Annotated in this window: 20 protein-coding genes; 5 read left to right on the forward strand and 15 right to left on the reverse strand. The window is 50.1% G+C overall.

Annotated elements, in window-relative coordinates; all coding sequences use genetic code 11:
* Positions 1-202: 202 nt before the first annotated feature.
* The 7 genes from L6H70_RS05340 to L6H70_RS05370 form a co-directional block, all read right to left on the reverse strand.
* Positions 203-1,618: a putative amidoligase domain-containing protein gene (locus L6H70_RS05340; protein WP_236330558.1), complete on the reverse strand. Its 1,416-nt coding sequence runs from the start codon at positions 1,616-1,618 to the stop codon at positions 203-205.
* A 570-nt stretch (positions 1,619-2,188) separates the two neighbouring features.
* A complete protein-coding gene (locus L6H70_RS05345; protein ID WP_054940911.1) occupies positions 2,189-2,746 on the reverse strand; it encodes an outer spore coat protein CotE in 558 nt (185 codons plus the stop codon).
* A gap of 302 nt (positions 2,747-3,048) precedes the next feature.
* Complete coding sequence (locus L6H70_RS05350) at positions 3,049-4,083, reverse strand: HD-GYP domain-containing protein (protein WP_236330563.1); 1,035 nt, start codon at positions 4,081-4,083, stop codon at positions 3,049-3,051.
* A gap of 209 nt (positions 4,084-4,292) precedes the next feature.
* Entirely contained in the window at positions 4,293-5,282 is a 990-nt protein-coding gene (locus L6H70_RS05355; protein WP_236330566.1) for an aromatic acid exporter family protein, read from the reverse strand.
* Positions 5,283-5,377: 95 nt separating this feature from the next.
* Positions 5,378-6,214: an ABC transporter permease gene (locus tag L6H70_RS05360; protein ID WP_236330568.1), complete on the reverse strand. Its 837-nt coding sequence runs from the start codon at positions 6,212-6,214 to the stop codon at positions 5,378-5,380.
* Positions 6,211-6,990, reverse strand: coding sequence for an ABC transporter ATP-binding protein (locus tag L6H70_RS05365; protein WP_236330570.1), 780 nt, complete (start codon positions 6,988-6,990; stop codon positions 6,211-6,213). Before L6H70_RS05365 ends, L6H70_RS05360 begins: the two co-directional genes overlap by 4 nt.
* Before the next feature lie 171 nt (positions 6,991-7,161).
* On the reverse strand, positions 7,162-8,175 hold the full coding sequence (locus L6H70_RS05370; RefSeq protein ID WP_236330573.1) for an ABC transporter substrate-binding protein: 1,014 nt from the start codon (positions 8,173-8,175) through the stop codon (positions 7,162-7,164).
* 378 nt (positions 8,176-8,553) lie between these two features.
* Here L6H70_RS05370 and L6H70_RS05375 point away from each other — a divergent pair, with 378 nt between their 5' ends.
* Entirely contained in the window at positions 8,554-10,284 is a 1,731-nt protein-coding gene (locus L6H70_RS05375) for an alpha-amylase family glycosyl hydrolase (RefSeq protein WP_236330576.1), read from the forward strand.
* Here the strand turns inward: L6H70_RS05375 and L6H70_RS05380 are convergent.
* Positions 10,271-10,939 (reverse strand): hypothetical protein, encoded by a 669-nt coding sequence (locus tag L6H70_RS05380; RefSeq protein ID WP_236330579.1) that lies wholly within the window; start codon positions 10,937-10,939, stop codon positions 10,271-10,273. The genes L6H70_RS05375 and L6H70_RS05380 overlap by 14 nt on opposite strands.
* 169 nt (positions 10,940-11,108) lie before the next feature.
* Between L6H70_RS05380 and L6H70_RS05385 the strand changes: the two genes are divergently transcribed.
* A complete protein-coding gene (locus L6H70_RS05385; protein WP_036687997.1) occupies positions 11,109-11,348 on the forward strand; it encodes a hypothetical protein in 240 nt (79 codons plus the stop codon).
* Positions 11,349-11,454: 106 nt separating this feature from the next.
* Here the strand turns inward: L6H70_RS05385 and L6H70_RS05390 are convergent, their stop codons facing one another.
* A complete protein-coding gene (locus tag L6H70_RS05390) occupies positions 11,455-11,592 on the reverse strand; it encodes a hypothetical protein (protein WP_236330583.1) in 138 nt (45 codons plus the stop codon).
* Between the two features lie 329 nt (positions 11,593-11,921).
* On the opposite strand from L6H70_RS05390, the gene L6H70_RS05395 reads away from it, so the two are divergent.
* On the forward strand, positions 11,922-12,548 hold the full coding sequence (locus tag L6H70_RS05395; protein ID WP_236330586.1) for an FMN-dependent NADH-azoreductase: 627 nt from the start codon (positions 11,922-11,924) through the stop codon (positions 12,546-12,548).
* 266 nt (positions 12,549-12,814) lie between these two features.
* Here the strand turns inward: L6H70_RS05395 and rsgA are convergent, their stop codons facing one another.
* The 4 genes from rsgA to L6H70_RS05415 all read right to left on the reverse strand — a co-directional run bounded on the left by rsgA (position 12,815) and on the right by L6H70_RS05415 (position 16,520).
* Positions 12,815-13,909, reverse strand: coding sequence for a ribosome small subunit-dependent GTPase A (gene rsgA, locus L6H70_RS05400; protein ID WP_236330590.1), 1,095 nt, complete (start codon positions 13,907-13,909; stop codon positions 12,815-12,817).
* 520 nt (positions 13,910-14,429) lie between these two features.
* A complete protein-coding gene (locus L6H70_RS05405; protein ID WP_236330592.1) occupies positions 14,430-15,101 on the reverse strand; it encodes an HAD family hydrolase in 672 nt (223 codons plus the stop codon).
* 133 nt (positions 15,102-15,234) lie between these two features.
* The gene (locus tag L6H70_RS05410) at positions 15,235-15,690 is read right to left on the reverse strand and encodes a DUF3939 domain-containing protein (RefSeq protein WP_236330595.1); all 456 of its coding nucleotides are present in this window, start codon (positions 15,688-15,690) and stop codon (positions 15,235-15,237) included.
* A gap of 230 nt (positions 15,691-15,920) precedes the next feature.
* The gene (locus L6H70_RS05415) at positions 15,921-16,520 is read right to left on the reverse strand and encodes a DUF2087 domain-containing protein (RefSeq protein ID WP_236330598.1); all 600 of its coding nucleotides are present in this window, start codon (positions 16,518-16,520) and stop codon (positions 15,921-15,923) included.
* Positions 16,521-16,712: 192 nt separating this feature from the next.
* On the opposite strand from L6H70_RS05415, the gene L6H70_RS05420 reads away from it, so the two are divergent.
* Together L6H70_RS05420 and L6H70_RS05425 are read left to right on the forward strand one after the other, a co-directional pair.
* Complete coding sequence (locus L6H70_RS05420; protein ID WP_236330602.1) at positions 16,713-17,696, forward strand: YpdA family putative bacillithiol disulfide reductase; 984 nt, start codon at positions 16,713-16,715, stop codon at positions 17,694-17,696.
* A gap of 20 nt (positions 17,697-17,716) precedes the next feature.
* Positions 17,717-18,160: a DUF441 domain-containing protein gene (locus L6H70_RS05425; RefSeq protein ID WP_236330604.1), complete on the forward strand. Its 444-nt coding sequence runs from the start codon at positions 17,717-17,719 to the stop codon at positions 18,158-18,160.
* A gap of 99 nt (positions 18,161-18,259) precedes the next feature.
* On the opposite strand, the gene L6H70_RS05430 is transcribed toward L6H70_RS05425, so the two are convergent.
* Both L6H70_RS05430 and L6H70_RS05435 read right to left on the reverse strand, forming a co-directional pair.
* Positions 18,260-18,808, reverse strand: a complete 549-nt coding sequence (locus L6H70_RS05430) for a hypothetical protein (RefSeq protein ID WP_236330607.1) — start codon at positions 18,806-18,808, stop codon at positions 18,260-18,262.
* Position 18,809: 1 nt separating this feature from the next.
* The gene (locus L6H70_RS05435; RefSeq protein ID WP_236330610.1) at positions 18,810-19,223 is read right to left on the reverse strand and encodes a MerR family transcriptional regulator; all 414 of its coding nucleotides are present in this window, start codon (positions 19,221-19,223) and stop codon (positions 18,810-18,812) included.
* Positions 19,224-19,299: the final 76 nt, after the last annotated feature.

Raw genomic sequence — 19,299 nt, forward strand, 5'->3', positions numbered from 1 at the left:
AAAGATAAGCGCTGAGGACCTTTGAATCGATTCCGGCGCGCTTTGTGAGCAGATCAGAGGGATTAATACCTTTGATTTTGGCTGCGGCGCGCTTTGTAAGCAAATCAAGGGGATAAATACTTTTGATTCTCTCGCTGGCGCGCTTTGTGAGTAAATCAGAGGGATAAGTACCTTTGATTCTCACGCTGGCGGCACATGTTCTTCATTCAGTCTGTTTGTCCTGCCACAACATGCGGATGTCGCGTGACTCATCCCATGTCCGTTCTGCTGCGATGTACTCCAGCAGCGGTTCAATATACCGGGCGGCCTGCGCATAGCCGCGAAGGGACCTCAGCTGCGCCTGCAGCGGGATAAAAGCTGCGCGCAGCGGGGTTTTGTTGCCGCTGTAATAAGCGGCATGCAGGTCTTCCCGGTCGAGCGGGCGCAGCGCAAGGTCTTCGTAGCGGCTCACAATCAGGTGAGCCAGGAAGACCGCGCCTTTGGCGATGACCGGGGACACCAGGAAGCTCGGCAGGGTCCGGTATTCAAAGCCGCCATGCGGCTGAATCCGGAAATCGCCGAGCACTCCGTATCGCGGACGCCGGGCAGTCGCCCTGGCGTCCTCGAGCAGCATCAGCGGCAGCGCGAGGTAGTTGTCGAGCGCGCGCAGCAGCGGCGCCGTCAGCGTCACGCCGCTGAAGTGCAGATGGCCGCCGAGGGCCCAGCCTCTCAGCGGCATCCCTCCCGCACGCCAGCTTAGCGAGCGGTCGGCGACGAGCCGGTCCGCTGCCCGGGCGGCGGACATCAGCTGCGCCAGCAGCGCGCGCGGTTCCCCGCGCGGCGCAGGGCGCAGCTCAGCGACCGGGAACAGGCCCTGCGTTCCCGGAGGCCCGGCGTCGCAGCCCGCGACGCCATCCAGGGGCAGGAACCGCGACGCGGGCACGACGCGGCCGGAGCTTCCCCGGAGCAGGAGGAACTCCGGGTCCATGCCCATCAGCAGACTGGGGCGGCCGGGCTGCTCCCGGGCCAGTGCCAAGGCCAGCGCCCGGGAAGGGGCCTGGAATGGCGCCGGCAGCGGCTGGCCGGGTGTGTTAAGCAGCGGAATAACATCCTCTACTGCATAATGCCGGTCGCCCATAGCGGTTAACCACACCTCTCCACTATCCAGCCCCAAGCTGTAAAGTGCGCGGATCGCAGTTCCCCGCAGCAATCCGGCTGTTCCGCGCCGCATGACCGGAAGACTGCTCCCCTCCTGCTCGCCTTCCCAAGTGCCAAAGCCGCTTGCTACATTCCCAAGCCCGTCTCCGTCTGCGAATCCCGCATTGACTGTCTCCCGCTCAGTAGCGGTTCGACGACCGCTGCTATGCCGGTCCTTTCTCATAGCCTGTCCTGTACCTAGTGACTGGAGCTGAATTACCTCAAGATTAAACACACTAACCCGGTAACGCTGTTTATACGTAATGCTCACTGGTTCAGAACCATATGTATTTACTGCCTTTTTATTAGAATTACCAGTCTCCGCTTGCCTCGGCTTTGCCCTTACAGCAGGATTCATTGCCGCTTGGAGCCCGCAGCGCAGCAGTCTGGCTTCCCGCTGACCCGGCGTTAACCCGACGAACACGTTAAGCCCTTCATTCATCGCCTGACTCCTTCCCGTAATCTCTCTTACCGAATCATCCGCTGAATCCTTCTAACAATCGCTTCATTCACTCACCATCTGATTCCTTCCCACCATCGCTCCGTTCACTCATCACCTAACTCCTCCCGCCACCGCTCCATTCACTCGCCACCTAACTCATCCCCGCTATCGCTCCATTCACTCATCATATAATCCCTTCCTGAATTGCCCCATTCACTCATCACCCAACTCCTCCCGCCATCGCCCCATTCATTCCTCAACTAACTCCTACCCACCAATGCCCCATTCATCCCCCCTCAAACTCCCCTCCGCAACACCCTTCATTCACCAACTCTAACCCCCACCGCTTCCTCATGCTTTTCAGTCCTTTTGCCGTAGCCCAGTGGACACCGCCCCTCGCCAGCCTCAAGGCAATCATCAGAGGCATCCACCTGACCTCATACCTTCCGGTATTTCCTGTACAGAAATAAAATTAAAAAAGGAGGGCATTCGCCCTCTTCGCCGCCGCCCTCTTTACATATAATGGACCATAACCCATCAGTATTCAGCCGGCGGCGGCGCCTTCCTTCCTTACAGCTCATCATCCAGGGCGTCAGGGTCCAGATCATCATAATCGAAGCTTTCACCATCGAAATCATAATCTTTGTCTTCCAGATCGTCGGCCTGATCACTGACATACACACGGACCTTGGTCTCAGCCACCAGTTCCGCCTCAAATTCCCGTTCCACACGGAGCGTAACACTTCCGCCGCCTGGTGATACTCCTGCTTCCACACAGTTTGGTTCCTGCGTTGCCTCCGCAGAGACCTCAACCGTGGAAGCACGGTGTCTCGGATCCAGGTATGACAGCGGAATAAGCTCCACGTAGGAAACCGTTTCTTTGGCTACCTCGGTTTGCTTGTTTTTGTCATACGAGTACCAGATGTTTACATCGTAAGTACCAATTACTTCGATTCCGTTCCCGGCGGCAACCGCTTCGTACTGGTGGTTAATGATCCAAGCCCCCAGAATACTAGTCGGATGATGTGGCGGAGTCACGGTATGGGTTGCTGTAGAGAACTTACGACCTTTGCCGCAAATTGCCTTCGTAATGATCTCCCTTGTTTGACGTTTATGGCTTAATGACATCTTTAAACCTCCTCCATACAATCATTCACTATCAAGTGTATGCACGTTCTGGGCATTTGTTGATTGTTAGAGTAGAAATAAATTTGGGTAAGCCCTCCATCCGCCCCGTTATAAGATTCATAGTTCATTTTATTGCTGAAATCACCCGGTTATGATACCTAGTTCAAATGGTTTTGCTTATAAAAAAACATCAGCACCCCCATCCTCGGGAGCGCTGATGCCTATTGAAACTTCAATTATCCTTACTTCATCGTACAAGCTGCTTTCCTAGATTCGTTCCAGGAACCAGACCTTTTAAAGAATTACTGCGGAATGACCCGCACAATCCCCAGATCCCGGTGCCTGCTCAGATCAATGAAATCCTCCTCAATGTTAACGAGCGGACGCAGCGGGTCATGGGCGAGAATCAGAATGATTTTACCGACCCGGCCGTCTGTCAGCTCTACATCATTCCCTAACATGGACTGCATCAGCTTATTAATAAAGACACTGCAAATATACGGGTCAAGCTTACCGAATGCATTATCCTCCATCTGCCTCAAAACCTCATATAACGGCGCTGCAGGACGGTAGAACCGTTCGGAGGTCATGGCATGGAAAATATCAGTTACCGCAACAATTTTGCTGAAATCGGTGATCCGGTGTCCAAGTACGCCAAAGGGATAGCCGCTGCCATCCATCCGTTCATGATGCTGCAGGGCCACAAGCGCCTGTTGATGGTTCGTACCTACGGTATCCCTGATCAGTTCATATCCGTACGTGGTATGCTTCCGCATCAGTGCCATTTCTTCCTCATCCAGCGGACCGGCTTTAGTCAGTATTTCCGATGGAATCATGATCTTCCCGATGTCATGCAAGGTTGCCGCGATGGTCAACATACCCAGCTCTTCCGGCTTAAGCTTAAGCCATTTGCCGAGGAGGGTAGACAGAATCCCGACAGCCACATTATGTCTGTATGTATAATCGTCCTTCGGCTGCAATGCAGCCAGTATTCCAAAGAAATCGTTCTTTTCGCTAACCTGCTGGATAAAAGGAATAACTTCATTTCTCAGCTCGATCATTGGTAGACGTTTGCTTTTGTTATAGCGCAGCTGTTCAAAAATACTCTCCATTGCAGCAGTACAATCATCTACAGCAATCTGATAAAAGGTCGCGCTATCCACCTGAACGACATCCTGAGGCTGGAGCATAATTCTATGCTGGCTGATCAGACGGATATGGTCACCGGTTAATAGTGTCTTCGCGGGCAGAACAAATACACCCTTATGATTGAATAGATTGTCTACAAGCTGCTTGCCAAGATATTGTTCATTATTGATGTTGTTTATTGTTCTCACCTGCCAGAGCAGAAATTCACGTGAGCGAACGATCTGCAGAATTGAACTTCTTCAGCCCTATTGCTTCTAATAACAATAACAGTAATCGGTTTAACGGAACAAAAACTGAAGGGGGGGACGATTCAAACTCACTTTTTGTTTCTATATATCTTATCGTAATTTTACACAGTAATGTGAATACCTGTCTCTGAATTCCTACTATGTATGTATTACCAATTGCCCTTGAAGGAGGACAGGCGTTTCACCGGCTTCACTTCAACCGGAACTTTATGGCGTTTGGCAATTTTTAAGTACAGCGCCAGCTCACGGCATACCTGCAAAATCGCAGAACGGACCTCGAACTCCTCCCGTGTATCCGGTAGCTCCATCTGCTGAAACTCCTGCTCGACTCCCTCCAGCAACCGTTCTGTCCGGCCTGTGTATTCCTCCGCCAGCACATCCCCGCTCAATTGGTCGAACAGCTCGGCCACCATGTCCCCATGCGGAAGCTGCCGGTAGACCTGGGAGAGCAGCTGCATCATATTCTGGATCGATTCCAGCTGTTCCTTGCGCATATAGAAGTAGACATTCCATGCTTCGTCCGGATGAATCACATGATTCTCCATTTCTCGTGAGGCTGCTGTCAGTCCCCGCTGCACTGCCTCGTTCGCACCGATCAGCTCCTTGCCGTCCCACAAATAGGAAGGATCACGCAGCGTTGTAGCCATCTGTTTGAAAATCACTGAAAAATACCCGTCGACCTCCTTGCGGATACCGGATATGACACTCCCAGTCTCCGGCATATAAATCAGATTCACAAGACCGGCCGATCCGAGTCCGATTGCCAGCAGTTCAATCTGCTGGAGCAGGACATGCACGGAAAGCTCAGCTTGTCCAAACACACGGAATACGATAACAGAGCTTGTTACAATCCCTTCCTTGAAGCCCGACTTGACGATCATCGGAAAGCCGAAAAGAACGTAAAGCCCCAGCACCCAATAATGAAAACCCAGCACATAAAAAAGAATACAGCCTATTAAGAGTCCCACAAGCGAGGCGGAAAAACGCGCCGTGATTGTTCGAAGACTCCTTTTACGCGTTGTTTCTACCCCGAGAATCGCGAGCAGGCCGGCACTTTGCGCATTAGGTATACCCGCGGCGGCTGCCAGCAGAATTGACAGCAGCGTGGCAGCCGCTGTTTTGATAATCCGAAATCCCATGAACATACCTCTCCTTGAATGTTTTGCTTCATTTTGCAGGGTAAGATATAGACATGGTACAAGATTTTGCAAGGAGACACAATATGACATAAGTTTCAAATCCTCGACAATAGCAGCTTCTCCACGTACACGACCAGTTGGTACATTGCTGTAGCAACTGCTGCGATTATCAGCAGGCTCGACATCACGAGCGTAAAATTGAACACCTGAAACCCGTAAATGATCAGATACCCGAGTCCCGATTTGGCCACCAGAAACTCGCCGACGATCACTCCCACCCAGGACATGCCCACATTTACCTTCAACGTAGAGACAACTGTAGGAAAAGATGCCGGAAGGATCACTTTGAAAAATTCCTGCACACGCGATGCCCCGAATGAACGCACGACTTTGACCAGATTGGGATCAACACTGCAAAAGCTGTTATAAACCACCAGCGTAGTAATGATAACCGTTATGGATAAAGTGGTGACTACTATCGCAGTAAAGCCGGCTCCGAACATCACGATGAAGATCGGCCCGAGGGCCACTTTCGGCATACTGTTGAACACTACCATATACGGGTCAAGCACTGCCGATAAAAAGGGCGACCACCAGATGATGACGGCCAGCAAGGTGCCGAGCAAGGTTCCCAGCACGAAGCCAACTACCGTTTCTCCTACGGTCATCCCTAAATGCGGCCACAGGCTGCCGCTGGCCATATCCTCCCAGATTTGCCGGAAGACCTTAGTCGGATAGCTGAACAGCAGCTCATCGATCCAGCCCAGTCTGGCGCCTGCTTCCCACACAAGGAAGAAAAGGATTAGCAGGCTGCCGCGGACGGCCATAACCCTGCTGCGCCAATGCCGTTTTTTCTTCTTATAATCCAGATGCTTCTGCTGCAGCCACAGCTCCCGGGGAGCCGGATTCTCATTCACTTCGTCTGATTTCACGGGCTTTCCCTCCCTGCCAGCTCCATTTCCTTCCATACTTCATGAAAAAGCTCCGCAAAACCGGGCAAATCCCTCGCGTATAGCGGAGGTGTGCTGCGGATGTCTTCAGGCACCTCAAAAATTCTGCGGATCCGCCCCGGATTGCGCTGCAGCAGGATTACTCTACTGCTGACGGCGATCGCTTCGGACAGATCATGAGTCACTAGAACCGCTGTCGTACCGCGCCGGCGCAGGGTTTCCGATACCAGATCCTCTAATTGCAGCTTAATCTGGTAATCAAGTGCCGAGAAAGGCTCATCCAGCAGCAGCAGACCCGGATCCGTCGCCAGTGTGCGCACCAGTGCTACCCGCTGGCGCATGCCTCCAGACAGCTGGGCCGGGTAGGCCTGCTCTTTGCCTGCAAGGCCCATGTCCGCCAGAAGCTCCAAGGTTTTTGAGCGGGAAGCAGCATTCAGGTTTCCGGTCAGCTCCAGTCCAAGCAATGCGTTATCAAGGATGGTCCGCCAAGGAAACAGATAATCCTGCTGGAGCATATATCCTACCTCGGGAGAGGGTCCCTGAATCAACCGTCCGCAGACCGAGACTTCGCCGCGTGATGGCTGCAGCAGCCCTGCGATGATGGACAGCAGTGTCGTTTTCCCACAGCCGCTCGGTCCAACGAGGCTGACAAATTCACCCTTTTCCACGTTCAGATTCAAGTCCTCGATGGCAAGAGAAGCCTCGCGGTCACCCAGATAGGCGTGCGTTACTCCCTTCAATTGCACAACTGGAAGCATATCAGCCCCTCCTAAAAGTTTTGTGAGCACTGCTCCTTTGACTGATCTTCGTACAAAACTTGCTTCGGAAGCATACGCGTAGTTTTGTGAGCAATACTCCCTTAACTGATCTTCGTACAAATCTTGCTTCGGAAGCATACGCGTAGTTTTGTAAGCACTGCTTCTACCTAATTACTTGGCTGCTCCTGATTTAATGCTGGCTTCAGCCTTCTCAGCAAAGCTGTTATCGACAATTTTGCCAGCTGGAACACGTTCCTGCAGTTCTCCTGCATTCTCGATCACATCGAGCAGATTGTTCCATTCCTTGTCATCAATAACCGGATTTACTGCATAAGTGTCCTGTTCCTTATAGCGCTTAATCGCAGAGATGACGATATTCCGGTCCGTCTTATCAAAATACGGCAGCACCGCATCAGCGATCTCTTCAGGACTATGCTCCTTCACCCACAGCTGCGCCCGCTGGATCGCGTTTGTGAATTTTTGTACGGTGTCGCTATTTTTATTAATGTAACTTTTCTTAGACATAAAGACTGTGTATGGCAAATAGCCGCTTTCTACACCAAACGAGGCGACTACCGAACCCCGCCCTTCACTTTCAAATATGGATGCCTGCGGCTCAAACAGCTGCACGTAATCCCCTGTACCTGAGGCGAACGCACCGGCGATATTGGCAAAATCAATATTTTGGATCAGTGTGAGATCCTTCCCGGCATCAATGCCTTTGTTCTGCAGGGTAAACGCACCAGCCATCTGCGGCATTCCGCCCTTACGTTGTCCAAGGAAGGTTGCCCCCTTCAGCTGATCCCAGCTGAATTCACCTTCTGCCTTGCGGGCGAACAGGAATGTGCCATCCCGCTGGGTCAGCTGTGCAAAATTGATTACCGGATCATCAGCTCCCTGCTGGTATACATAGATTGATGTTTCTGATCCAACCAGCGCCACATCAATGGCTCCGGAGAGCAGGGCAGTCATCGTCTTATCGCCGCCTGGAATGGTCTGCAGCTCGACCTCCAGCCCCTCATCCTTGAAGAAGTTCTGCGATAAAGCCACGTACTCAGGTGCATAAAAGACAGAACGGGTAACTTCGCCGACCTTCACCTTTACCGCAGCCGACTCTCCGCCGCAGCCCGCGAGCACTGAAAAACACAAGATGACGATCATGAGCGCCAGTATCTTGTTTTTCATCCTTCATTCTCCTTTCTTCCCGGGTCTCTTGCCCTTACCTAAAGCATATGCACATGCCTATGGAATGGTTAAAGCTGTTAAATAATATCGTTTGCGCATGAATTGCAGCCATATTTCGGGTTCAATCAACCAATTCCCACTGGACATCGGGTATTCACAAAGAAATACACAGTCATATTCGGATTATATCGAAGTAAAACAATGTATTCCGACGAATAACACTGATTATTATTTGAATTTGGACATATTTAACGATATTTCACACTTTTAAGGGTGTGCAAACGTTTTACCTAAACCAATTATTCCACTACTATAATTATTAAAGCGCTTACGATGATACATATTATTGAAGAAACTAATTAAAAGGGGTTTTTGCAGATGAATCTTGATCTTACCCGGCTCCCGGGACGCCGTATTTGGTATTCTTTGGCTGTGACCGGGCTTGCTGCCGCTGTCTTGGCAGGCTGCTCAAATAATGGGCAGGACAATCTTAATAACAGCAGCCGGACCGCTGTATCGAGCCCGCAGGTTTCACCTTCCCCTAGCTCCGCTGCAGCTCCGGCGCAATCCCCGAAGTCAGCTTCAGCCTCCGGCACTGCTGTGGATGAACAGCCCTCCACCGTTTTTTATGAGGTTTTCGTCCGTTCCTTCAGTGATTCTGACGGCGATGGGATCGGTGATCTGCGCGGACTTACCGAAAAGCTCGATTATTTAAATGACGGAAATCCTGACACTACAGATGATCTGGGTATCGGCGGGATCTGGCTGATGCCGGTTAATCCGTCCCCCAGCTATCATGGTTATGATGTCACCGATTACCGGAGCATTAATCCGGACTATGGGACACTACAGGATATGCAGCAGCTTGTGAAGGAGGCTCATAAACGGGGAATTAAAGTCATCATGGATCTGGTTGTCAATCATACTTCCAAGGAACATCCATGGTTTGTGGAATCCGCTAAGAATAAAGACAGCAAATTCCGGGACTTCTATGTCTGGGCAGAAGATCAGAACCGCCCGGTTAGTGGAACCAGTGCTGCCGGAAGCGGAAATCCCTGGCACTCCCTGCTTGGCAGCCATTACATGGGCACTTTCTGGGACGGTATGCCGGATCTGAATTTCGACAATCCGGAGGTTCGGAGCGAAATGGAGGATATCGGGAAGTTCTGGCTGACACAAGGTGTCGACGGCTTCCGCCTGGATGCGGCCAAGCATATTTATGAAGATCTTTTGTCTGACAAAAGCGCTGCTACAACAGCAAAGAACGTTGCCTGGTGGCAGGAATTCCGCAAAGCGATGAACGAGGTTAACCCGAAAGCCTATATTGTAGGAGAAGTATGGGAGAACTCCGCGGTTTCTGTTGGTGCGTATTTGGACCACGCCTTTGACTCGGGCTTCAATTTTGGCCTGGCCGAGGCGCTGGTCAATTCCGCCAAGACGGAAAAAGACAGCGGGGCTGTTTTTACCCTGGAGCGTACCTATAAGCTGTATTCACAGATTTCCGGGGGCAGCTTTACGGATGCTATCTTTCTGACCAATCATGATCAGAACAGGGTGATGAGCCAGCTCGGGAACAATCCTGACCATGCCAAAATGGCTGCAGCAATGCTGCTGACACTGCCTGGTAATCCATTTATTTATTACGGGGAAGAGATAGGCATGTTAGGCCAGAAACCGGATGAGGGGATTCGTGAGCCGATGCAGTGGTCTGCGGACGGGCAAAGTAAGGGTCAGACTACGTGGGAGCAGAGCAGCAATAATGCCAGCAATCCGGGTGGTGATGTGGAAAGCCAGCTGCACGGAAGTAGCTCGTTGCTTGACTGGTATCGCCAGCTTATTGCACTCCGGAGCAGTGTACCGGCGCTCCAAAGTGGAGGAATACGTGATTTCGTCTCCGGTAATGAGGGGATTATGGCCTTTGAACGTATTACAGCCGGGCAGCAGGTACTGGTCGCCCTCAATCTGACAGGCAAGCCCCAAACCCTCAATCTTCAGAACGGAGAAAAGGGCAAACCCTATTCCAAGATCTTAAAAGCCCTTCCGGGGGAAGCGGAACTAACAGGAGAAACCCTCACGCTTCCACCGTATACAACAGTCATTCTGGAGTAACCGCATGCGAAGAACATAACATCCACTGGCATAACGCGGAGCATACTTCTGCTTTGGTGGCAGGTATCGCAATCATCCAGTCTTCAGTGGACACGCTGCTCATCCGGAGCAGCCAGCCGCCGGCGGCGTCTTCCATATAACAGGCATGCTGTAATGTCCAGCCACCCTTGCTGCGGGAACATAGCTTTAATTCTCCGTCCGCAGTCGGGCTTTTCAATACTCTGGCCAGCTGTGCGGAATTGGCCAGGTCGCCAGTCTCTGCAATCAGGCATTCTGCTAAAAAATACAAGGTACAAGAATTAGCCTTCGCCTTCAGCTCCTCGAATTTCCGTTTGGACATTTGTAGAGCTGGCAGATTTGTGGGTACTGAATCCGTATAATCAAAACAATTAAATAAGTAATAGCATGCCCGCTTCACCTTTCCGGGCTCCGTAAGCTCATAGCCGAAGGAGTCCGGATCGTGAATGCTGTAAATACATGTCCGTTCTTTATGTACTTGCAGGCAAAGGTCATGGGTATGATCTCCCTCGCTGTATTTCAACCGGCATATCCGTTCCGCAGACACTGCCTTTTGCAGTAAATCCGATACTTCCTTCCCCTCAAAAGCTTCAGGGAACAGAAAACGCCCCAAGTATGCCTTCTCATTATTATTCACAGCCCTATTTCCTTCCCGGATTCCCAGGAGCACAGGAATCGCCAGCAATAAAATGCTCCAACCTACTAAACTTGCAATCTTTATGTTATCATAAGCTAATTTTAAGGTAAAATTAAGAAATCAAGGGTATGATCATAGCATGAAATACTTGTAGCGAGGTGATTTCAAAATGAGAATGCTCATCACATTTCAGAACAAACTGGTACCGGTTTACTTCACTACAGAAAACAAACAACCTACACAAAAGGTGCTCCGGCTCCTGAACAGTACACTTGAACTCAAGATCCAGAAGGGTAAAAGCGCTCTGCAGAAATGTTTGAATTCACTAATTAGTATCGAAATTAAAGGCTCTGAAGCTATATTGCACAGTTACAGTGAAAATGATTCACTCGCGTTATCCCTCTATTGATAGAGGGATTTTTTTTGCGCAGAAAAAAAGCACGCTCTCTCTTTACGCAGAAAGAAGGTGCTCCGCTCTATATGTTGGCCGAGTTGCTGTACGTCAGCGGCAGGCATCAGCTTATCCGGTGGTTTTTGTATTCTTCCTTTTCAGCCTTCTGAATCCGCAGCTTGAACAACTTCACCAAATTCAGCCGTGTCTGCTCTTCGTGACAGTTGTCCAATTTCTTAATGATAAACCGGTCGATGGACATGTCATTCGCTCCTTTTCCAGATTCTATTCCCTGCAAGAGCGGTTAGGAAATAATTCCCTTCCCCCTCGTAACACCTATATAACCGGGACCCGGGAACCTTAAACTCAGCTCGAAAAGGCAAAAAAAGGCCGGTGTCGGCGCATATTCACTACATATTGATGTTCTGTTTCATATTGTTTCCATGCAGCTGAAGATATGGTAGCCCCGCAAAGAAAAGAGGATTCCTGTCGCTAAAAAAAATTTTTGTTTCGACGGATATTTACAAACTAAATATTAAATGCTATATTATCGATAGTTAATATTAAATATATATTTAAGGAGAAATCATAATGTATAATGTTCTTTTTATCAAAGCAAACAACCGTCCTGCAGAGCAAGCTGTCAGTGTTCAACTTTACAACGCTTTCCTCGCCAGCTACAAAGAGTCCCACCCGGAGGATCAAATCACTGAGCTTGATTTGTTCGCTGAACAACTTCCTTACTACGACAATACCCTGATCACTGGTATCTACAAAGCAGCCCAAGGATACGAAGCAACCCCTGAAGAAGCTGCCGGTGCTGCACTTGTTAAGAAATATCTGGATCAATTCGTTGCAGCTGATAAAGTTGTATTCGGATTCCCGCTCTGGAACATGACTGTTCCTGCTGTACTGCACACATACATTGACTATTTGAGCCAGGCAGGTACCACATTCAAATATACTGCTGAAGGTCCTGTAGGTCTCCTGACCGACAAAAAAGCAGCTGTTCTGAACGCCAGAGGCGGCATCTACTCCGAAGGTCCTGCTGCAAGTGCTGAAATGGCTGTCAACTTCGTTAGCGGCCTCCTGAACTTCTGGGGCGTTCAAGATATCACCAAGGTAATCATCGAAGGACACAACCAGAACCCGCAGCAATCCGCTGAGATCATTGCCAAAGGTCTGGAAGCTGCAAAATCCGCTGCTGTATCGTTCTAATACAGCGCCAGCGTTAAAGGTCCGGTAAGCAGTTTAGAAATCAGCTTTTCCATCAGGCATCTGTATTATAGAAACCGGACTTTTATTTATATATAGCAAAGGCACAGCTCCCGAGGGCCGTGCCTTTGCACATAAGAAGGCCATCAGAAACCTGAGCAGTCAGCTGCAGGGTTTCTGATGGCCTTCTTCTATTTCAAGCTCTAATGGTCAATGGAATCCCGTCTGCTCGTGATTCCTTTTCTCGGAAGTTTGGCTAAAGAGCCTGATCAATACTCATCTAGTACCCGCTGCCATCCGGAATTACGTGTCCGCGGAGCTGCCTTTACTGCTGCGGCAGCCGTTTTCCGTTTTTGCTTGACCTCTTTGCTGTTTTGGTAACGCAGCTCCTTTTGGGTTTTGCGGTAGTTAAGCAGCCGCTTCTCCTCCAGGACACCGCTTGCTACGGCTTCAAGCACCGCACAGCCTTCCTCCCGTTCATGCTTGCAGTCACTGAAGCGGCATTCTGCCGCCAGGCTGCTGATATCTCCGAAAGCAAGGTCAAGTCCGCCATCATCCTCCCACAGCTGCAGTTCACGCATTCCCGGGGTATCGATAATAATCGCTCCGTCCGGCAGGACGAACAGTTCACGGTGGGTTGTTGTGTGCCTACCCCGGCTATCCCCTTCTCTGACATCCTGGGTAAGCTGCAGGTTCTGACCGCTTAGCCAGTTGACCATCGTCGACTTGCCGCAGCCGGAAGAGCCGGTCAGCGCTACGGTCTGCCCGCTGCGGATATACGGCAGCAGCTTATCACGTCCGTCACCGAGCAAAGCGCTGACCGCATGAATAGGGACACCGGGCGCGGCCCGCTCCATCTCCGCAATTTTCTGATCAGCATCCAGGCACAGATCGGCTTTGGTCAGCAGGATAACCGGATTTGCTCCGCTGTTCCAGGCCATGATCAGATACCGCTCCATCCGCCGCACATTAAAGTCATCGTTTAATGCACTAACAAGAAATAAAGTGTCCACATTGGCAGCTACAATCTGCTCCACTTGCGTATTTCCTGCCACTTTACGCGAGATAACGCTGTGTCGGGGAAGTACACCATGAATGACGGCATGTTCTCCGCCATCCTGCATTGCCAGGGTGACCCAATCACCGATTGCCGGGAATTCTCCCGAGTCTGTGAGGGTATGCCGGAGCCGTCCAGCCAGTTCCCCCCAGGTTTCCCCCGTCTCCGTCATGACCCGGTATTTGCTTCCGAAATCACCGGTAATTCTGCCGGGAATACGTCTATTGCCTTCCTGTTCCTGTTCGTGGTGCTTCTCGCTCCACTTGTTTTGCCAGCTTTCATTCCATCCGTATTGTTCAATAGTCATTGTAGGTTGGTTCCTCCTGAATAGTTGTGAGTGATTTGATGCTGTTTTACTTCATACATTTTTGCTTCCATCTGTTTTCTGGGAACACAAAAAGCCGCCGGAACAAATTGTTCCGGCGGCGGATTTCAGATCCGAAGAAATGAAATCAGGTACAGAAAACTGCGGTCTGCCACGATTGGTGATAGACCAGCACTTCTCCGTGCGTCATATAGGCATAACGAATACATGAATTGTATCAGTCATGCCAAACCACGCAAAAAAAGCCGCCGGAACTCAATACGGTTCCAAGACGGCTCTAAAAGGCATCATAAGAGCTTACCCGCTAAGCTGCGTCACATTACACTGCAGCCGCTGTTCCCGGAAGACACGTATCCACAACAGTTATTACCGATAGCGAAAGTACTGTATAAACTGTCATATAACATCGTCTCCTTCCGAACTAATATGCTGTAACTATAAACGCTCTTTCCGTAAATTGTCAACTGTAAGCACTAAAAATTTTCTATATGCTGAATTTTACCTAAATCAGATTTTTCAGCTCATCCAATTCGTCAATCGTTTTCCATGGATGCACATCCAGGTTATTGTCCCAAGGATGATTACGTTTGAGCCAGACCGTCTCCATTCCCGCCTTGCCTGCCCCCCAGATGTCATTAACCGGATGATCTCCGATAAACAGCGTATGTTCCGCACTAGTCCCGAGACGTTCCAGCGCCAGCCGGTAAATATCCGGATCAGGTTTGCTGATCCCGGCTTCACCTGAGATCACGATGGCCTTGAAATAGCCGCGTAATCCGAGCAGGTCGATTTTACCGTTTTGCAGATGCTTCTTTCCGTTCGTAACCAGACCAAGGATATAGCCGCGGTCGCGGCAATAATCCAATGTCTCCACCGCATACTTCATGAGTGCCCCGTGGCTGGTATAAGTCTCGTCATAATATGCCCGGATATCAGCAGCTACTACCTGAGTTTTCCAAGGGAGCACTTCACTAAGCTCTGCAAAAAATCCGTCTTTATCCCGGTAGCCGTCTGCATCCCGTACAATCATATCCTCCACAACACGGTGAGCTTCTTCCGCAGACAAATGCCCCAGCAGATCCTTTACAAACTGCGTACTGAAACTGCGGAAGGTATGATCGCGGTCCATGAGTGTGTTGTCCAAATCAAACAGCAAGGCCTGCTTTTCCTTCATCCCATAAATCTCCTTCTCTACTGCATTTCTAGAGATTCATTGTACTATGTCCCCCCAAGCAAAGAAAAGACTGCCCTGCAGATCAGAAGTCCGGGACTTCATGCTGCTGAACAGTCTTTTCATAACGCTATATCTATTCAAAATGCTCCGGCCGGTGCGTCAGCATCATTTCTTCCTCAGTAATGTAAAGCGGGAACGGTGGTGTTTCCTTCAGATATCGTTCAGTATGCAATAGACGGTAGTGTACTTCAGGCAGCCAGGCGTCCTCAATAAGCGGCAGCTTACCGGTATCGCTAATGTAATTATCCACAGCAGATTGAACCAGGTCCAGGTAATAAGGTACCAGCTTGTCAGCTTCCTCGAAAATTTCAAAGGTCTCACGCGACATATAGAACTTCTGCTGCGGCACTCCGCCTAAATAACGTTTCAGCCGCGAAAGATCAATGCTCTTATCCTCCAGAATCAGTGCGGTACGATTAATCGGCGCAGGCATGTCTTCTTCAAATTGCCTGACAGCCTGCTTAATTTGCGGCAAGGTCACTGTGATCGAATCTGAGATTGTATTTTTTTTAGCGCGTTTGAATATCATACTGAAAGTCTCCTCTCGTAGTATATGTCAGATAACGCTTACAATTCCAGTTTATTCGTTTTTCGGACATTTAATCAGCAGACCAATCAACTGTCACAAATTCTCCCCATCTATAAGATCATTAAGTGACATTTTTAAACAAGCACCAGTTATAGGGAACAAATGATCACATAAAAGAAATACGCACATCATCCTGAATTTCGAGCTATTTTGTAGGACTGCTTCTTCCGTTACTTCACATTTTCCCAATGCGTCCACATTTCGGGTGGGTTAAGTTCATATTTGTCGTTCTCCCGGTACATGAATTGATGCATAATAAACTCGCGGCGGATCGTAGCAAAGTCCTCATGGAACTGCTGGATGAACTCGTTGATCGACTTCTCGGAATATACAGTACCCGGTTCCAGCTTCTCGACAATATACTGCAGGGCGATCAGCTTTTTCTTGTATTGTGCAGGAATCTGGCGGAGCCGTCCGTCTTTGGCAAAAAAGTTGCGCAGCACCGATTCCTTCAGGCTGCTTTCCGGTGACTGCTGCTCCATCTCTTCCGTCCCTTTGGAAAAGATAAAGTTCAGTGAGGCATTCGAGCCGGCCTTGATAAACTCGGGATTCATCTTAAAATACACGGTATTCTTGTCTCTGCGCTCCATGATCATCGAGGCTTCGCGCAGTTTCGCAGCATGATGGGTCACGGTCGGCTGCGACAGATTTAAGCGCTCGGCAAGCGCCTGCCCATGGATCTCATCTCCTTTGGATAACAGCAGCAGAATGCGGAGTCTGGTCGGATCGGATAACGCTTTATGGTAGTTCACAATTTTATCAAGCTGCACTGGGGTCACGCTCCCGTAGAGTTCATAAGCTAACAAATATAGAGATAATTCATTTAGATATATATCTAATTATATCCCAAAAATGATTGTCCGGCAACTGCGATTCGTGATCTTTCCGCTTAGATGGTGTAAAATTTAAATTTAAGGTACCATTTAGGATAGAAATTATCTTCCAGGAGGTCGCAGTTTATTATGAAAGACGTCATTATTATCGGAGCAGGTCCTTGCGGGCTCTCAGCAGCTATAGAGTGTCAGCGCCAAGGGCTATCCAGCCTAATTATCGAGAAAAATTTCATCGTTCATTCCATTTTTCTGTATCCGACCAGCATGCAGTTTTTCAGCACAACGGCATTGTTAGAAATTGGAGATGTGCCGTTCACCTCGCCTAATGACAAGCCCTTCCGCCATGAAGCACTGGTCTATTACCGCCGAGCCGCTGAGCAGCACGGTCTGGAAATCGCCTCTTATGAAGAAGCGCTGAGTGTTGAACGGAAGGAGGACGGCAGCTTTACGGTACATACGGTTAACAAACGGGGCGTACACCAGAGCCGTCAAGCTGCCAATGTGGTTATCTCTACCGGATATTTCGACCAGCCCAATCTGATTGGCATCCCCGGGGAGGAGCTGCCAAAGGTTACACATTATTTTGGTGAAGCCCATCCTTACACAGGAATGAAGGTGACCGTCATCGGCGGCAGTAATTCTGCTGTAGACGCGGCACTGGAGCTTATTCGTGTCGGCGCGTCCGTGGATATGGTCTATCGCGGAGCCAGCATTTCGGAGAACATCAAACCTTGGGTCCGGCCGATTTTTGAAAGCATGGTTACCAAAGGGAAAATCACTCTGCATCTGGAGTCCCGGGTCACAGAAATTACGCCGGCTTCTGTTACCGTAACCAGACATAGCGGTGAAAGCACCGAGCTTGAAAATGATTTTGTGCTGGCTATGACCGGGTTCCGCCCCAGCCGGACGTTATTATCTTCGGCAGGGGTGCATATGAACGATGATTTGGATAAACCGGCATTTAATCCGGCCACCATGGAGAGCAATATTCCCGGACTCTATGTTGCAGGAGTTATCGCTTCGGGCCGCAACGCCAATGAAGTCTTTATTGAAACCGGGCGGGGGCACGGCAAGCTGATCGCAGATCATATCGTCTCAAAACAGCTTACTTAAGATAAGGAGTCCTCTTGCAGATGGATATCACCTCTCTGCTGCTGCTTGGCCTGGCGGCGCTCGGCGTTATCAGCAGTAATTCACCTATCACAATTGCTATGGTCGTCCTGCTATTGCTGAGAGTGCTTGGGCTGCAGCAGACCTTTCCCTGGCTGGAAAAGTACGGCTTAACGCTTGGAATCATCATCCTCACGATCAGTGTGATGACCCCCCTAGCCAGCGGAAAAATCTCGCTGCAGAGTATCTGGCACTCCTTTTTCCACTGGAAATCACTGGCGGCCATCGCTATCGGGATGCTTGTTGCTTACCTCGGCGGACGCGGCGCTGTGCTGATGGGCAGCCAGCCGACAGTCGTTGCCGGCCTGCTGATCGGAACCGTGCTTGGCGTCGCTTTATTCAAGGGAGTACCCGTCGGACCGCTGATTGCGGCCGGCATCCTCTCGCTGATTATCGGCCGGGGGTAAGACTCCTCTACTTCATATCACAGCAATGGCTGCCTCATTCGCTCTAGACGAGCAGGGGCAGCCTTTTGGGGTTTGCAGTTCACTTTTATTAACTCTATTTCAGTAATTTCCGCCCTCTACCCGGTACTGTTTCTCCAGCTCAGAACGGTAATGCGGGTCATAAGTAATCTGCTTCGCCGGAGTACAGTCAAGAAAACCGGGATTGCCTGATGGCTTTACCGAACCCCCCGGAGACCACACAGCTTCCTTTACTTTACGGACGACTTCTTCGTCAATATAGATATCTTTCGCCTCTGCACTCTCTGCTTCAACGATGCTTAGAGGGACCGCCAGCACCTTGCTCTGCTCACAGTTATGATGATTTGCATAAGTGACAGTGATCCCGAGACTAACCCAACCGCAGTCTATCGGCTGCCGCGTATATATTTCCACGAGCAGTTCATTCACCCGAGCTGGCTCAAGTAGAGTAAATCCCGCAGAATTTTCTTTCAGGCAGCCACCGCAGGCTTGCCCAAGGTAGACACCGGCCGGCAGCTGCAGCCCGACCTCAGCATGCTCCACTGCCTCCAGCGGACCGATTTGAATCCACAAGTGATTCAGACCCTCTTCATTCTCGATAGCTGATTTGGCAAAACGCGCTTTAATCATCCTATTGGCCCTCCTTTAGCATTCTGGCTATCGTATCCTTAAGCTCTAACCGGAGCTCAGGGGAGATACGCGGACTTACCGTCAGCATCACATCTTCACTGACCACCAGCGTCTCACCCGACAGAATCTGCTCCGACTGAAAAAACCTCAGACGTCCTCCAATCTTCGCTATCTCTTCCTCTGACAACTCCGCCAGCTTGGCCTGAATCTCAGCCAGACTCTCCCCGCTCTTGGACAAGGTTAGAATAGCCCGCAGATGCATCAGATGACGGTCTGTATATACACGCTTATTTCCGGCAAGCTCCAATGCAGGTAACAGTCCGATCTGAGTGTAGTACCGTACGGTTCTCAGGTTCATAGCCGGTTCTTCCTGCTGCAGCAGTTCCGCCAGCTGTTTGCCGGTATAGGTATTCATTGCTCCCAGCTCCTTTCAGCTTGAGTTACAGTCAAATGTTATAGTTACACTTTACTGTAATCAAAGTATAAATGCA

Source organism: Paenibacillus auburnensis (genome assembly GCF_927798115.1).
In the GTDB taxonomy this organism is placed as follows: Bacteria; Bacillota; Bacilli; order Paenibacillales; family Paenibacillaceae; genus Paenibacillus_AQ; species Paenibacillus_AQ auburnensis.

Bases quoted from the DNA above. Each gene is read 5' to 3' on its own strand.
- L6H70_RS05375 (WP_236330576.1), top strand. From the start codon at position 8,554: ATGAATCTTGATCTTACCCGGCTCCCGGGACGCCGTATTTGGTATTCT.
- L6H70_RS05340 (WP_236330558.1), bottom strand. From the start codon at position 1,618: ATGAATGAAGGGCTTAACGTGTTCGTCGGGTTAACGCCGGGTCAGCGG.
- L6H70_RS05435 (WP_236330610.1), bottom strand. From the start codon at position 19,223: ATGAATACCTATACCGGCAAACAGCTGGCGGAACTGCTGCAGCAGGAA.
- L6H70_RS05355 (WP_236330566.1), bottom strand. From the start codon at position 5,282: ATGGGATTTCGGATTATCAAAACAGCGGCTGCCACGCTGCTGTCAATT.
- rsgA (WP_236330590.1), bottom strand. From the start codon at position 13,909: ATGACTATTGAACAATACGGATGGAATGAAAGCTGGCAAAACAAGTGG.
- L6H70_RS05345 (WP_054940911.1), bottom strand. From the start codon at position 2,746: ATGTCATTAAGCCATAAACGTCAAACAAGGGAGATCATTACGAAGGCA.
- L6H70_RS05390 (WP_236330583.1), bottom strand. From the start codon at position 11,592: ATGTCCATCGACCGGTTTATCATTAAGAAATTGGACAACTGTCACGAA.
- L6H70_RS05405 (WP_236330592.1), bottom strand. From the start codon at position 15,101: ATGAAGGAAAAGCAGGCCTTGCTGTTTGATTTGGACAACACACTCATG.
- L6H70_RS05425 (WP_236330604.1), top strand. From the start codon at position 17,717: ATGGATATCACCTCTCTGCTGCTGCTTGGCCTGGCGGCGCTCGGCGTT.
- L6H70_RS05370 (WP_236330573.1), bottom strand. From the start codon at position 8,175: ATGAAAAACAAGATACTGGCGCTCATGATCGTCATCTTGTGTTTTTCA.
- L6H70_RS05420 (WP_236330602.1), top strand. From the start codon at position 16,713: ATGAAAGACGTCATTATTATCGGAGCAGGTCCTTGCGGGCTCTCAGCA.
- L6H70_RS05385 (WP_036687997.1), top strand. From the start codon at position 11,109: ATGAGAATGCTCATCACATTTCAGAACAAACTGGTACCGGTTTACTTC.
- L6H70_RS05395 (WP_236330586.1), top strand. From the start codon at position 11,922: ATGTATAATGTTCTTTTTATCAAAGCAAACAACCGTCCTGCAGAGCAA.
- L6H70_RS05410 (WP_236330595.1), bottom strand. From the start codon at position 15,690: ATGATATTCAAACGCGCTAAAAAAAATACAATCTCAGATTCGATCACA.
- L6H70_RS05430 (WP_236330607.1), bottom strand. From the start codon at position 18,808: ATGATTAAAGCGCGTTTTGCCAAATCAGCTATCGAGAATGAAGAGGGT.
- L6H70_RS05365 (WP_236330570.1), bottom strand. From the start codon at position 6,990: ATGCTTCCAGTTGTGCAATTGAAGGGAGTAACGCACGCCTATCTGGGT.